The following is a 13,453-nucleotide window of genomic DNA, read 5'->3' on the forward strand; positions in this document are numbered from 1 at the left end:
ACTCAAAAACAATATATCTCTAAAATGAAAAAAATAGTAATTGGTATCGACGTAGGTATCTCCACCACCAAGATTGTGGGCATTGACGAAGACGGAATCGTAGTAAGTCCCATCCGCATCAAGGCTACAGACCCAATCACGTCTCTGTATGGAGCATTCGGAAAATACCTGCACGACAACCAGATCAGCCTCTCTGAGGTGGAACATGTGATGCTTACCGGTGTAGGCTCTGCTTATATAGACGAGCCTATCTATGGACTTCCTACCTCCAAGAGCGAGGAATTCGTAGCCGACGGACTTGGTGCCAAATATGAAAGCAAGCTCGACAGGATGATTGTAGTAAGCATGGGAACGGGTACATCACTCGTGAAATGCGAAGGCGACAACATACGCCACATCGGAGGTATCGGCATCGGAGGCGGCACCTTAGCAGGACTGAGCCGCATCATGCTCAAGACCGACGACGTGAAGCAGATAGCCCATCTGGCAAAAGATGGTGATGTTTCCAAGATCAATCTGCTCATAGGCGATATCAGCGCCAAACCATTGCCAGGACTGCCAATGAATGCCGTGGCATCTCTGTTCAGCAACGCCAAGGCAAACGCATCTCGTGAAGATATAGCCAAAGGCCTCATCTGGATGGTACTGCAATGTATCGGTTCTGCCACAATTCTCTCCTCCTTAGAGTCGGGAATCAAGGATTTCGTACTCATCGGAAACCTGACCCTCATGCCTCAGTGCCGGGAAGTATTCCCTGCCATGGAGAAACTCTACAATGTTAGGTTCCGCATACCTAAATATTCAGAATTCTGCACGGCAATAGGTGCAGCACTTGACTATAAAAGAAATCAGAAATAAGCACAGATTTCTGCAAGTGAGGTGCAGAAATCCCATATATAAAGGGATTATCGACTAAAGCATCCGGATAAGCAATAATTAACATTTCGGGGCAAAAATCGCATAACTCTTTGATGCATAAGCAATTAATCGTTTTGGGAAACAATAAAATACAAAAGTTTTCCAAAACGATTTTTTAATTGCCTGATTATCAACTACTTAATATTTTTTAACCAAAGAAAAGTTGTCCAAAACAGAAAACTTTCAAATATCTTTTGTATCTTTGCAATGTCAAAATCGAGGTTCCTACTGCCTCCTTTTTGCGTAAAATGTTAATAATAAGCTAATTAAATATCAATCTTAAAGTAAAGATAGAAATGATACAAACTGTAGTAAAGCGTGACGGACGCATTGTTGGTTTCAATCAACAGAAAATCATGGCTGCCATACGTAAAGCCATGTTGCACACAGACAAGGGTGAAGATGAAACTCTTATTGAGAAAATCACTGATCATGTAAGCTATCGTGGCAAGAACCAGATGAGCGTAGAAGCCATCCAGGATGCCATCGAGATGGAGCTCATGAAGAGTGCCCGCAAGGACGTGGCACAGAAGTACATCGCATACCGCAACCAGCGTAACATTGCCCGCAAGGCAAAGACACGCGATGTGTTCATGAGCATCGTGAATGCCAAGAACAATGACATCACCCGTGAAAACGCCAACATGAATGCCGACACTCCTGCCGGCATGATGATGAAATTTGCTTCTGAAACTACAAAACCATTCGTTGACGACTATCTCCTCAGCGAGGAAGTTCGTGACGCCGTCCTGCACAACTACATTCATATACACGACAAAGATTATTATCCTACCAAGAGTCTGACTTGCGTACAGCATCCGCTCGACGTCATCCTGAAGCATGGCTTCACAGCTGGCCATGGTTCCAGCCGTCCAGCCAAGCGTATCGAGACAGCAGCCGTACTGGCTTGCATCTCTCTGGAAACCTGTCAGAACGAGATGCACGGTGGTCAGGCTATTCCTGCTTTCGACTTCTACCTGGCTCCATACGTAAGAATGTCTTACCAGGAGGAAGTGAAAAACTTGGAGAAGCTCTCTGGCGAAGATCTCAAGGATCTTTATGATGCGCCTATCGATGACTATATCGAGAAGCCACTCGACAATCTTCAGGGAAGAGCACGTCTGGAACAGCACGCCATCAACAAGACCGTAAACCGTGTACATCAGGCGATGGAGGCTTTCATCCACAATATGAACACCATCCACTCCCGTGGCGGTAATCAGGTGGTATTCTCTTCTATCAATTATGGTACAGATACCAGTGCAGAAGGCCGTTGCATCATGCGCGAGATTCTGAAGAGTACTTACGATGGCGTAGGAAATGGCGAAACTGCCATCTTCCCTATCCAGATTTGGAAAAAGAAACGTGGTGTCAACTTCTTGCCAGAGGATCGCAACTACGACCTCTATCAGTTGGCTTGCAAGGTAACAGCCCGCCGTTTCTTCCCTAACTTCCTCAACCTCGACGCCACATTCAATCAGAACGAGAAGTGGCGTGCTGACGATCCTGAGCGCTACAAGTGGGAAATCGCCACTATGGGTTGCCGTACACGTGTATTCGAAGACCGTTGGGGAGAGAAGACCAGTATCGCACGCGGTAACTTGAGTTTCTCTACAATCAATATCGTAAAGTTGGCCATCGAGTGCATGGGTATCGAGAACAAGGAATTGAGAATCAAGACTTTCTTCGAGAAGCTTGACAATATCCTCGATATCACAGCCAAGCAGCTCGACGAGCGCTTCCAGTTCCAGAAGACCGCTATGGCTAAGCAGTTCCCATTGCTGATGAAATATCTTTGGGTAGGTGCCGAGAACCTGAAGCCAGAGGAGACCATCGAGAGCGTAATCAATCACGGAACGTTGGGTATCGGTTTCATCGGACTCGCAGAATGTCTGGTTGCCCTCATCGGTCATCACCACGGCGAGAGCGAAGAGGCACAGGAATTGGGTCTGAAGATTGTTACCTTCATGAAGGAACATGCTGACGAATACAGCGAGCAGTATCACCACAACTACTCTATCCTCGCTACTCCTGCAGAGGGCTTGAGCGGTAAGTTCACTAAGAAAGACCGCAAGCAGTTTGGTATTATCCCTGGTGTTACTGACCGTGATTACTATACCAACTCAAACCACGTACCTGTATATTACAAGTGTACTGCCATGAAGAAGGCACAGGTGGAGGCTCCTTATCACGATCTGACTCGTGGTGGACACATCTTCTATGTAGAGATTGACGGCGATGCTACCCACAACCCTTCTGTCATTGCCAGTGTGGTTGACATGATGGATAAGTACAATATGGGATACGGTTCTGTAAACCACAACCGCAACCGCTGTCTGGACTGTGGCTACGAGAATGCAGAGGCCAACCTGGAAGTTTGTCCTAAGTGCGGAAGCCACCACATCGACAAGTTGCAGCGCATCACCGGTTACCTCGTAGGTACTACCGATCGCTGGAACAGTGGCAAGTTGGCTGAGCTTCACGACCGTGTAACTCATATCGACACTCCACAAAAGTAAGATAAGGATAAACTGGGAAGAAATCATGATAAGCGTTCTTAGCGTAATCCACGACACGATGGTGGATGGTCCTGGTTTCAGGACCTCTATCTATTGTGCAGGTTGTCCCAATCATTGTCCTGAATGCCATAATCCGCAGTCGTGGGACATCAACAATGGTACAATGACATCGACCGAAGACCTGCTGAAGGAAATCATGAGCGATCCGTTCGCCAATGTTACCTTCTCAGGAGGCGACCCGATGTTTCAGGCTGAGGGATTTGCAGAGTTAGCTCGTGCCATCCGCAAGGAAAGCAGCAAGGATATCTGGTGCTTTACGGGTTATAAATATGAGAATCTCCTGAAGAACCCGGCACAGAGAGCACTGCTCGAACAGATAGATGTTCTGGTAGATGGTCCGTTCATAAAGGCACTCGCTGATAAGGATTTATTTTTCAGGGGAAGCAGCAACCAGCGACTCATCAATGTGAAGAAATCGCTTGCCACAGGAGAAGTGGTAGAACTGCACCTCACCAAAGACAACCCGACACCGGTTTTATAAGACATTAAAACGATAAGACATCATAACTTTACTCACCAGCATCGGGAGGAATCCTGATGCTGGTGAAATATAAAAATCCTCTTGATTCGGCTTTATCAGCCTCATCAAGAGGATTTTTATTGTATCGTCCATTCCGCATTTTCACATTCCGTATTTTCGTATTCTATAACTCCCTATAAGTTTATGAAATTATCAGAATGCCCATTGCATCTCCTGCAGCAACAGGCGGACGTAACCCCTTTCCCAGTCCTGTTCACGCAACCGGACTGTACCCCACTGCAAAAGATCGAGATCCAACCTGATAATATTCCTCACCTTTTCCTCCCGGCTTCTTCCACATTCTTTCTCTATCTGCTTCAATATCCGTTCCACTTCCTCCTGCTCTCTATCCATATCAGCTAAGGCAAGGGCATTCACGAATCGGTCAGATGCGATGCCTATCGGTTCGGTCCACAGTATTCTCGAAAAGGAAATGCCGGGGAAAAAACTGCGCAGACGCTCCATTGCGAAAGCCACATTCTTCTCTTGCTCATGATTAGAGCCTAAAGCTATCAATATCCTTGTGCTCATCTTTTTTCCTGCAAAAATAATCAAATAATATCGAAAAAGCATACAAAAAGTGAAAATTAATAAATAAATAAGGGAAAACAAGCGAAAATAAACTATTTTTTATATTTTTGCAGTATGAATAGAATCAAAGCAAATATCATAGGTTTGGCTCTTCTGCTCTGCACCCTTCCTTCGGGCGCACAGATGAAGTGGAACCAGACTTATCAGACATATATCAACCAGTACAAGGATCTTGCTATCGAGCAGATGCTCAAATATCGGATACCAGCCAGTATCACGCTGGCACAAGGTCTCTTCGAGAGCGCTGCAGGAAGAAGCAGCCTGGTAAGACAGGGCAATAATCATTTCGGCATCAAATGCCACACTTCATGGACAGGTCCTACGCAATACCACGACGATGACGCCCGTGGTGAATGTTTCCGTGTATATAGTGATGCCAGGGAAAGCTACGAAGACCATAGCCGCTTTCTGGCACGGCAACAGCGATATGCCCGGCTTTTCTCACTGAACAGCAACGACTACAAAGGATGGGCAAGAGGACTGAAACAATGTGGCTATGCTACCAATCCGCAGTATGCCAACAAACTGATACAGATTATCGAACTGTACAAGCTCCATGATTATGACAAGGAAAAACGCTACGACAAATTCATGGCAGAACATAGTGGCACAGATCAGCCGGTCAACGCACAAGGACTTCTGCATCCTATCCACATCTTCAATGACAATTATTATCTGTATGCCAGAGAGGGAGAAACCTTCAAGAGCATCGGAAAGGAAGTGGGTATCAGTTGGAGAAAATTGGCTAAGTACAACGAAAGAGACAAGCACGACATCCTGCACAAGGGAGATGTCATCTATCTGAAGAAAAAGCGCAAGAAAGCGCCTAAGCAGTTCAAGAAACGCCCTCATATCGTACAACCAGGCGAGAGCATGTACAGCATTTCACAGAAATATGGCATCAGACTGAAGAGTCTCTATTCCAAGAATCACCTTGATCCTGACTTCAAGATATACCCTGGAGCCAGACTGAAAGTAAGATAAAGAAATAAAGAAAAGAAAATGAAGAAGAAAACACTGATCATTGCAGCTCTTGCTATGCTCATGATGCCAGGCAAACTCCTGGCACAAAACTTCAACGACTATTTCGTTGACAAAACCCTGCGAGTAGATTATACCTTCGTAGGAAACGCGAAGCAACAGATGATTGCAGTAGATGAACTGAACGTCATGCCCCGCTGGTATGGTAAAAAGCAGCGACTGGGCGAAGTGCCTGTAGAAGGAAACGGACAAATCACAGTTCGTGCCCACAAGACAGGTGAGGTCATCTATCGCAACTCCTTCTCTACCCTCTTCCAGGAATGGCTTTCCTACCCGGAGGCTAAGAAGAATACGCAGAGTTTCGAGAATGTCTTCCTCGTACCGATGCCAAAAGACACGGTGGACATCACCCTGTCGCTCTTCAACAACCGTCGTGAGGTTACTGCATCACTCACCCATCAGGTAGTGCCTACCGACATCCTTATCCACCACAAGGGAGAGAAGCCGACAGCATACGAAACCATCCAGCAGGCAGCCGATACAACTCGCTGCATCCATGTTGCTTACGTAGCAGAGGGATACACAGATGCAGAGATGGACACTTTCATCAAAGACGTAAAGGATGCCAACGAAGCGCTCTTCAATCATGAGCCATTCAAAAAAATGCGTGACCGATTCAATGTCATCGCCGTAAAATCACCATCTGAAGAAAGCGGAACGAGCGAACCAGCCAAAGGAATTTGGAAGAATACTGCACTCCACTCTCATTTTGATACATTCTATAGCGACAGATACCTGACCACACTCCATCTGAAGGACCTGCACAACTGGTTGGCTGGTACTCCATACGAACACATCATCGTGCTGGTAAATTCCAAGAAATATGGTGGAGGCGGAATCCTCAATTCTTACAACCTGACCTCTACCCACCACAAGTGGTACAAGCCAGTAGTAGTACATGAGTTCGGACATTCCTTTGCTGGTCTCGCAGACGAATACGCCTACGATTTCGAAGAGATTCCGATGTACCCACACGACGTAGAACCTTGGGAGCCGAACATCACCACGCTGGTCAACTTCTCCAGCAAGTGGAAAGACATGGTAAAGAAAGGAACACCTATTCCTACCCCTCTCTCAGAGAATACCAAGGTGGCAGAAAGCAAGGTGGGAGTCTTTGAAGGTGCCGGCTACAGCACCAAGGGAGTATATCGTGGCGTTCAGGATTGCCGCATGCGCATCAATGATACGCCAGAATTCTGCCCTGTCTGTAAGAGAGCTATCACAAACCTAATAGATTTCTATACAAAATAGTCATCTATATAAACTTCAAAAATAAAAAAAATAACTGAAACCTATTTTCAGTAGAAATAGGTTTCAGTTATCTGTTACAAAACCAAAACTCCTTAGAACTATGAAAGAAAGAAAGATCGAAATTGAATACCAGTTTGCGCAATTGGAAGAATTGAGCCAGGAAGAACAGAACCTGGTAGAAAAAGCTATTGCAGCTACCCAGAATTCATACGCCAACTATAGCCACTTCTATGTAGGAGCCTCCTGTCTTCTGGAAGATGGTAGCATCGTCATCGGTGCCAACCAGGAAAACGCAGCCTTCCCATCAGGACTCTGTGCTGAAAGAACGGCAGTCTTTGCTGCACAGGCAAACCATCCGGAATTGTCCATCAAGACCATTGCCATCGCTGCAAAAAATGCCAACGGATTTCTCAAGGATCCGATTTCCCCATGTGGAGCTTGCCGCCAGGTCATCCTCGAAATAGAAGACCGCTACAAGCAACCGGTACGCATTCTTCTCTATGGCACAGAGGGCATCTATTGCTTCAGAAGCATCAAGGACCTGCTTCCTTTCTCTTTCGTAGATGCCAATATGAGATAACTATTTCAGCAGATCGCTGATTACAATACCTATCACCTTAGGCTTCAATCCATCCAACATGTGGCTGACCTGTATGATACGGGCCTGCATGTCGGGTGTGTCCCTATATTTCTGATAAGCATCCTGAGCCTTGAGGAATTCATTCCATGCCCCCACCCAGTTTTCCATAAACAGATGACAGAAACCTAAGCGATAATAAGCATCCGGCTTTTCATTCTCATAGCACAACGGCAACATTGCCTCATACATAGGAATGGCCTCCTTGTACTTCTGCTGATTGAAAAGACTTTCTGCATTTGCCCAATAATAGAACGAGCGCTCATGAGGGGCAAACAGAGCCAACTGGGGTATTGCCTCCGTCAGATACTTATTAGCATGTTCATAATCCCATTCGTAATAATAGCAGACACCTAAATAGGCCTTGTATCTGGGATTGAGCCGATATTGCTTCTCCAAGTCCTGCATAATCATCAGGCACTCATGATATTTTTGAGAAGTAAAATACTCCAAAGCTTTGCCCAGCTGCTCGGTAGCCTCATCATTGCGCTGGGCAAAAACCAAAGAAGGGACAAACATCAAGTTCATCCCCAAAAAGCACAAGGCCCATTTTCTATATGTACTCATCTTCATAAGCTACATTTCTCCTGATAAGTCATAAAAGAAAAACTACTCTTCTTTTTTCTCCTCCCGATACAGGAAGCATCCAGCATCAGCCTTGTCTTCTTCGCGTTTGAGGCCATTACGGTCATAAGGCAAAGCGGTTTTCGGGTCGGCTGCACCAATGGCAGCAGACTTGGCAGACAAGTGGAAATCATAAATCAGATTTTCTGTATCGAAAACAGAGAAATGCTTCTCGCCATACATGGTGGTATCCTTCACATCTTCATAGACGACATGAGTAAAACGGAGACTGTCCTCCGTCATCATCTTCTCGGTACGCAACACACAATGGTCGAAACTGAACTTGAGCGGTTCTTCCTCTACTGGCGTCCACAGTACCTCATCATTACCATATCCCGTAACGAGAGAATTTCTGACGTCCAATGTATCTATAGGAGCCTTGAAACCGATTGCAGAACGTCGATTGCCATCAAACGGATAGAACTGTGCAATCGTACTATTGTTGACATCCACATGACCACCCTCTACATAGAGACAATGATTGAGCGTGTTTGAAATCTGCGTATTATAAACCTGTACCTTGGCATAAGAAATCGCTAAGCCATAGCCTTGGCAGTTATGGATAGTAGAATTTTCTACCAGCAATTTCTGGGTAGCAAGATCGCAGGAATCCACTACGATACCATGATAAGCACTATGGAGATCAGCATATTTCAGTTCATTATCAGCAGAAGCCTCTCTCAAGCGGATGCCCTGCCATTGTCCGGGAGTACGGTCGTATGGCAGATAGTCGAACATCCGGTCGATACGGTCACCCCTCATAGTAACCGGTTTTTCTGCAGTACCTGCAGCCTTCAGTTTACCATATACATCAATACCAGCATTCTCATGGAAATAAAGCGTAGCACCCTCTCTGATAGTGAGTGTACCTAAGCTATCCACCTTGATTCCGCCATAGATGACGATTGGTTTCTGGTAGCCGCTTTCATCCGGTTCACCCAGAATTGTTTCCTCACCTTTCTTCACTTCCAGACCGTTGTGCATCTCTGCATCCCATGAAAAAGCACGCAGATTAATCTTCTGCTGCACCCCGCTCTCTAAAGTAAAGACAAGGTCGTCCTCCACCAGCTGCGGTTCATTTTTCTCCTGCAGAGCTGAAGTCAGTTCCACGAATACACGGATGCTATCTCCCTTACGAATCTCGACATCACTTGTCTGAAAACCAGCTGCCTGTCCGAGAAACGTACCATCCACATTCACTCTGAAACCTTCCTGATTACCACCTTCCAGTCGGATATTGCTACATCTGATACCCTTTCCAGAACGATTGTAAACCCACATCGTTCTGGTAGGTGTCGGTACATTCGAGAAGGTAGTATCCAACCTTACCGTATCAGTAGAAAAAGTCAGCAAGTCTGCCCGGGATGAAGAAAAATCCTCATCATCCATACAGGAAGACAAACTTACGAAGCTTAATAAACCTATAAAATATAATATAATCGAATTCTTACTCATATTTATAATAACGCAAGAACTTGCAAATTATTCTATATTTTATCAACCATCTTTCTGATAAAATGAAAAGTTCGCCCAGTTTCCTTATAACTCTTGATGGCAAAAAGCCACTTGAGACTATACACGACTGATGTAGAATTCTATTATCACCGTGGCAAACATACGAATGTACATGATGAGAATGTTTCTTGCAATCGTTCCACTTTGTGACATAAAAAGACTATTCCTTATAAAAAGAAATAAGACTTAATACTCTTTACCACCTCTTCCACTTCTTCCCATGTCACAACAGGACTTATCGGCAAACTCAGTTCTTCCTGATGAAGCTGCTCTGAGATGGGAAGGGAAAGGGAATGTAATTCAGGATAGCATTCCTGACAGTGAGGAGCTATTGGGTAATGGATTAATGTCTGGATACCTTGAGCGGAAAGGTAGTGCTGCAACTCATCCCTACGATTACTGAAAATCGGGAAGATATGATAGACATTGCTCGCATCTGGCATCTGCTTGGGTAAACGAATATATCCTGCAGGATGAGCAGATGAAGTTTCCAAACCTTGGATATGATCATAATAATATCGGGCAATCTGCTGGCGACGGGCATTATCCTCATCAATATACTTGAGCTTGACATCAAGTACTGCTGCCTGAATCTCATCCAAACGGCTATTACGGCCCTTATATTGAAAGACATATTTCTTATGCGAACCATAATTGGCTAAAGCTCGAATGACTTCTGCCAATTCCTGATTATCTGTGGTAACAGCACCGCCATCTCCCAATGCTCCCAAATTCTTTCCTGGATAAAAACTATGTCCGGCTGCATCTCCCAAACTACCAGTGCGCTTGCCTTTCTGCGCAGATTCCTGAACAGCTGGTTCACCGAGATAACGGCAACCATGTGCCTGGGCATTATCCTCTACTAATTTCAAGTGATACTTATTGCAAATATCAGCAATCCGTTGAGTATAAGCGCATCGTCCGTAAAGATGGACAATCATCACAGAACGGGTGCGCTCCGTGATTGCTTCCTCTATACGAGCATCGTCTATCTCAAGAGTCTCTGGATCTGGTTCTACCAAAACAGGTTTCAGACCATTCTCTGAAATAGCCAAGATGGAAGCGATATAGGTATTGGCAGGAACAATCACCTCATCCCCCTCCTTCATCACGCCCATCTCCATGTAAGCACGATAGATGAGGGTCAGGGCATCCAAGCCGTTTCCTACACCTATACAATGGCGGGTACCGATAAAGTGAGCGTAATGTTCTTCAAACTGCTTGACTGAACTACCTTGCAGATACCAACCGGAATCTATCACACGGCTAACTGCCTCGTGAATCTCATCCGCATGCTGCAAAGTAATCTTCTGTAAGTCTAAAAACTTAATCATATCAGGAATGGTTTTGACACTTCTATGGTTACTCGAAACTTGTTACTACTTTTACATGTCTCGATCAAACTTATCATTTCTTTTACTGATAGCAGATTACATAAGGGGTTGCCGAAGTATGCGTTGCCCTGTGAAATCCTGCATATAATATGAAGTTGGGGCATTCTGCCTTTTTTCATATTTTTGCAGGACAAAGGTAACGTTTTTTAAGCAAACCACCAAAAAAAGTATCGCTTTTAAGCCATTTTTTGTGCAAATTGTGCAAAAGCTACAAGAAAAGAGCAAAAAAAGACGCACCTATCACCGTCATCACACCACAAACCACAATAGAAAGACTACTCATCGCTCCCTCAATGGTACCCATCTCCATCGCTTTAGCCGTACCCAAAGCATGGGCAGAACAACCGATGGCGATACCTTTTGCTATCGGTTCCTTGATGCGAAGGAGGGAAAGGAACTTCTCTGCAAAGATGTTTCCAAGAACTCCCGTTACGATGATAACGACTACTGAAACTGATACGTGACCGCCCAATTCTTCTGATACGCCAATACCGATGGCTGTCGTAATGGACTTTGGCAAGAACGTAACATACGAAGCATGATCGAAATGAAATAGTAATGCAAGAATAAGTACGGAACACAAACTTGCCAACACACCCGACAAGATACCAATCATGACGGCACGATAATTCTTCTTCAACAATTCTACCTGCTGATACAATGGTACAGCCAAACAAATTGTGGCAGGCGTCAGCAAATAACTGATGATATTGGCACCAGCACTATACGACTCATAACTTACACCTGTAAACAACAACACACAGATAACCAATATGATAGCTATCAAGAGCGGATTCATAAGAGACCAACCCGTCTTAATTTTCAAAGCCAAACCTATTCCATACGATGCCAAACTGACCAGTACTCCAAAAAATACTGATTCCTGAAACAACTCCATCTTGTTTTCTCCCTTATTATTTTAGTTAATTACTTCTTATTTTCTTTCTGTACCTTGTTACGCTGGATAACAAATTGTGTAATCCAACCAGAGACTCCCATCACTACAAAAGTAGTCAATACCGTAACGATGATATATTCCAGCCAGGAATTACCTATCGACTTCCAGGAATCGATAAGTCCTACAGCTGCAGGAATAAACATGACTGGCATGACTGCGATGAGAAAACTGCTCGTCTCACGGATATCCTTCACCTTGACCCATTTCAACTCCAAGGCGACAAACAACAAGACTATACCATATATACTGGCTGGTATAGGCAATGGAAGAAAATAATGCAACAGCTCTCCCAAAAACGAGAAAGCGATGATTATCATAAATTGAATAAGAAACTTCATGATTTCAAGTTAATTTTAGTATCACTTTTCGTTGTCCAAACCGATTTGCTCCACATAGCGCTCAATCATACTGGCTGTTTTTTCTGTTCCCAACCGATCGCTATCCAGACAAATGTCATAATCATTGGCATCTCCCCAGGTAAGTCCGGTATAATACTTATGATATGCCACACGACAGTCGTCTAACTGTTCCACAAACTCCTTCGCATCTTCATAAGAAAGATTCTGTTCCATCTGGATATCTGCAATGCGGGATTTCATCGTTCCCTTCAAGAATACGGAAACCAAATCCTTACGTTCACGGAAAATATAGTTACCGCAACGACCGATGATAATACAGTTCTCGTCTCCAATCATGTCTGCAAGTACACGCAAAGGTCTTTCCGTGGAATCTTTGCGTGTTTCACCAAAGGAAGACATGGCAAACAGGAGTTCATCTACTGGGCGCTCCTCAAAGAATGCTTCCATCTCATCGAGCACACCTTTCTCGCTTGCCATCCGAAGCAAGCTCTTTCTGGTATAAAAAGGAATACCATAATGTTCTGCCAGCAATTTGCCTACATTGACGGCACCACAGCCACACTGGCGGGCTATTGTAATAATCATGAGCTATACTAATTTTAAAAAATTGTTACCCTATCTTGATACGATACAAAAGTACAACAGCTTTTATATATAAACAAAAAAGCTAAGAAGAATAGACTTCTTAGCTTTTTGTCGGGGCGACAGGATTCGAACCTGCGACCACCTGTTCCCAAAACAGGAGCGCTACCGGGCTGCGCTACACCCCGCTTGCATGATGCTAACTTAGTAAGAGATTGAGTCGGGGCGACAGGATTCGAACCTGCGACCACCTGTTCCCAAAACAGGAGCGCTACCGGGCTGCGCTACACCCCGCTCATCGAACTCATTTACTTAGCTTTTAGCCTCATTTCTGAATTGCGAGTGCAAAGGTACTACAATTATTTGATTCCACCAAATTTTTTCCGAACTTTTTTTCATTTTTGCTAAAAAATCCCTTTTTTACACGCAAATTGCCCTGTTATACATTATTATATATATAACAGGGCAACTATATTTATAATTT

The 13,453-nt window shown here is 44.5% G+C and carries 13 protein-coding genes and 2 tRNA genes; 6 read left to right on the top strand and 9 right to left on the bottom strand.

Translation table 11 applies throughout. The features are described 5' to 3' along the window. The first annotated feature begins 24 nt into the window (after window positions 1–24). From coaW to nrdG, 3 genes are all read left to right on the top strand, one after another. On the top strand, window positions 25–858 hold the full coding sequence (gene coaW, locus KUA50_RS06350; protein WP_118117145.1) for a type II pantothenate kinase: 834 nt from the start codon (window positions 25–27) through the stop codon (window positions 856–858). Between the two features lie 356 nt (window positions 859–1,214). Further along, on the top strand, window positions 1,215–3,437 hold the full coding sequence (locus KUA50_RS06355; protein ID WP_218456641.1) for an anaerobic ribonucleoside triphosphate reductase: 2,223 nt from the start codon (window positions 1,215–1,217) through the stop codon (window positions 3,435–3,437). Window positions 3,438–3,462: 25 nt separating this feature from the next. After that, complete coding sequence (gene nrdG, locus KUA50_RS06360) at window positions 3,463–3,978, top strand: anaerobic ribonucleoside-triphosphate reductase activating protein (RefSeq protein WP_118117143.1); 516 nt, start codon at window positions 3,463–3,465, stop codon at window positions 3,976–3,978. A gap of 192 nt (window positions 3,979–4,170) precedes the next feature. Here the strand turns inward: nrdG and KUA50_RS06365 are convergent, their stop codons facing one another. Beyond that, window positions 4,171–4,548 carry a 2-amino-4-hydroxy-6-hydroxymethyldihydropteridine diphosphokinase gene (locus tag KUA50_RS06365; RefSeq protein ID WP_218456642.1) on the bottom strand — a complete coding sequence of 126 codons (378 nt, stop codon included), beginning with the start codon at window positions 4,546–4,548 and terminating at the stop codon, window positions 4,171–4,173. A 114-nt stretch (window positions 4,549–4,662) separates the two neighbouring features. Here KUA50_RS06365 and KUA50_RS06370 point away from each other — a divergent pair, with 114 nt between their 5' ends. From KUA50_RS06370 to cdd, 3 genes are all read left to right on the top strand, one after another. Further along, entirely contained in the window at window positions 4,663–5,592 is a 930-nt protein-coding gene (locus KUA50_RS06370; protein WP_218456643.1) for a glucosaminidase domain-containing protein, read from the top strand. Window positions 5,593–5,610: 18 nt separating this feature from the next. Beyond that, window positions 5,611–6,900 carry an igA Peptidase M64 family protein gene (locus KUA50_RS06375; protein WP_022110272.1) on the top strand — a complete coding sequence of 430 codons (1,290 nt, stop codon included), beginning with the start codon at window positions 5,611–5,613 and terminating at the stop codon, window positions 6,898–6,900. A gap of 100 nt (window positions 6,901–7,000) precedes the next feature. Continuing rightward, window positions 7,001–7,480 (top strand): cytidine deaminase, encoded by a 480-nt coding sequence (gene cdd / locus KUA50_RS06380; RefSeq protein WP_218456644.1) that lies wholly within the window; start codon window positions 7,001–7,003, stop codon window positions 7,478–7,480. On the opposite strand, the gene KUA50_RS06385 is transcribed toward cdd, so the two are convergent. From KUA50_RS06385 to KUA50_RS06420, 8 genes are all read right to left on the bottom strand, one after another. Beyond that, on the bottom strand, window positions 7,481–8,104 hold the full coding sequence (locus KUA50_RS06385; protein WP_218456645.1) for a tetratricopeptide repeat protein: 624 nt from the start codon (window positions 8,102–8,104) through the stop codon (window positions 7,481–7,483). Window positions 8,105–8,146: 42 nt separating this feature from the next. Next, entirely contained in the window at window positions 8,147–9,616 is a 1,470-nt protein-coding gene (locus tag KUA50_RS06390) for a right-handed parallel beta-helix repeat-containing protein (protein ID WP_218456646.1), read from the bottom strand. Window positions 9,617–9,843: 227 nt separating this feature from the next. Beyond that, window positions 9,844–11,010 (bottom strand): DegT/DnrJ/EryC1/StrS family aminotransferase, encoded by a 1,167-nt coding sequence (locus KUA50_RS06395; protein ID WP_218456647.1) that lies wholly within the window; start codon window positions 11,008–11,010, stop codon window positions 9,844–9,846. 268 nt (window positions 11,011–11,278) lie between these two features. Continuing rightward, window positions 11,279–11,968 (bottom strand): LrgB family protein, encoded by a 690-nt coding sequence (locus tag KUA50_RS06400; protein ID WP_022110266.1) that lies wholly within the window; start codon window positions 11,966–11,968, stop codon window positions 11,279–11,281. Between the two features lie 29 nt (window positions 11,969–11,997). Further along, the gene (locus tag KUA50_RS06405; RefSeq protein ID WP_022110265.1) at window positions 11,998–12,366 is read right to left on the bottom strand and encodes a CidA/LrgA family protein; all 369 of its coding nucleotides are present in this window, start codon (window positions 12,364–12,366) and stop codon (window positions 11,998–12,000) included. Between the two features lie 21 nt (window positions 12,367–12,387). Next, window positions 12,388–12,972 (bottom strand): AAA family ATPase, encoded by a 585-nt coding sequence (locus KUA50_RS06410; RefSeq protein ID WP_218456648.1) that lies wholly within the window; start codon window positions 12,970–12,972, stop codon window positions 12,388–12,390. A 111-nt stretch (window positions 12,973–13,083) separates the two neighbouring features. Then, a tRNA-Pro gene (locus tag KUA50_RS06415) sits at window positions 13,084–13,157 on the bottom strand. Between the two features lie 32 nt (window positions 13,158–13,189). Beyond that, window positions 13,190–13,263 (bottom strand) — tRNA-Pro (locus tag KUA50_RS06420). Between the last annotated feature and the right edge of the window lie 190 nt (window positions 13,264–13,453).

This window comes from Segatella hominis, assembly GCF_019249725.2.
Classification (GTDB): Bacteria; Bacteroidota; Bacteroidia; order Bacteroidales; family Bacteroidaceae; genus Prevotella.

Coding starts and splice junctions, on each gene's coding strand:
- KUA50_RS06375 (WP_022110272.1), top strand. CDS start 5,611: ATGAAGAAGAAAACACTGATCATTGCAGCTCTTGCTATGCTCATGATG.
- KUA50_RS06390 (WP_218456646.1), bottom strand. CDS start 9,616: ATGAGTAAGAATTCGATTATATTATATTTTATAGGTTTATTAAGCTTC.
- KUA50_RS06405 (WP_022110265.1), bottom strand. CDS start 12,366: ATGAAGTTTCTTATTCAATTTATGATAATCATCGCTTTCTCGTTTTTG.
- KUA50_RS06410 (WP_218456648.1), bottom strand. CDS start 12,972: ATGATTATTACAATAGCCCGCCAGTGTGGCTGTGGTGCCGTCAATGTA.
- nrdG (WP_118117143.1), top strand. CDS start 3,463: ATGATAAGCGTTCTTAGCGTAATCCACGACACGATGGTGGATGGTCCT.
- KUA50_RS06355 (WP_218456641.1), top strand. CDS start 1,215: ATGATACAAACTGTAGTAAAGCGTGACGGACGCATTGTTGGTTTCAAT.
- KUA50_RS06365 (WP_218456642.1), bottom strand. CDS start 4,548: ATGAGCACAAGGATATTGATAGCTTTAGGCTCTAATCATGAGCAAGAG.
- coaW (WP_118117145.1), top strand. CDS start 25: ATGAAAAAAATAGTAATTGGTATCGACGTAGGTATCTCCACCACCAAG.
- KUA50_RS06395 (WP_218456647.1), bottom strand. CDS start 11,010: ATGATTAAGTTTTTAGACTTACAGAAGATTACTTTGCAGCATGCGGAT.
- KUA50_RS06385 (WP_218456645.1), bottom strand. CDS start 8,104: ATGAGTACATATAGAAAATGGGCCTTGTGCTTTTTGGGGATGAACTTG.
- KUA50_RS06400 (WP_022110266.1), bottom strand. CDS start 11,968: ATGGAGTTGTTTCAGGAATCAGTATTTTTTGGAGTACTGGTCAGTTTG.
- cdd (WP_218456644.1), top strand. CDS start 7,001: ATGAAAGAAAGAAAGATCGAAATTGAATACCAGTTTGCGCAATTGGAA.
- KUA50_RS06370 (WP_218456643.1), top strand. CDS start 4,663: ATGAATAGAATCAAAGCAAATATCATAGGTTTGGCTCTTCTGCTCTGC.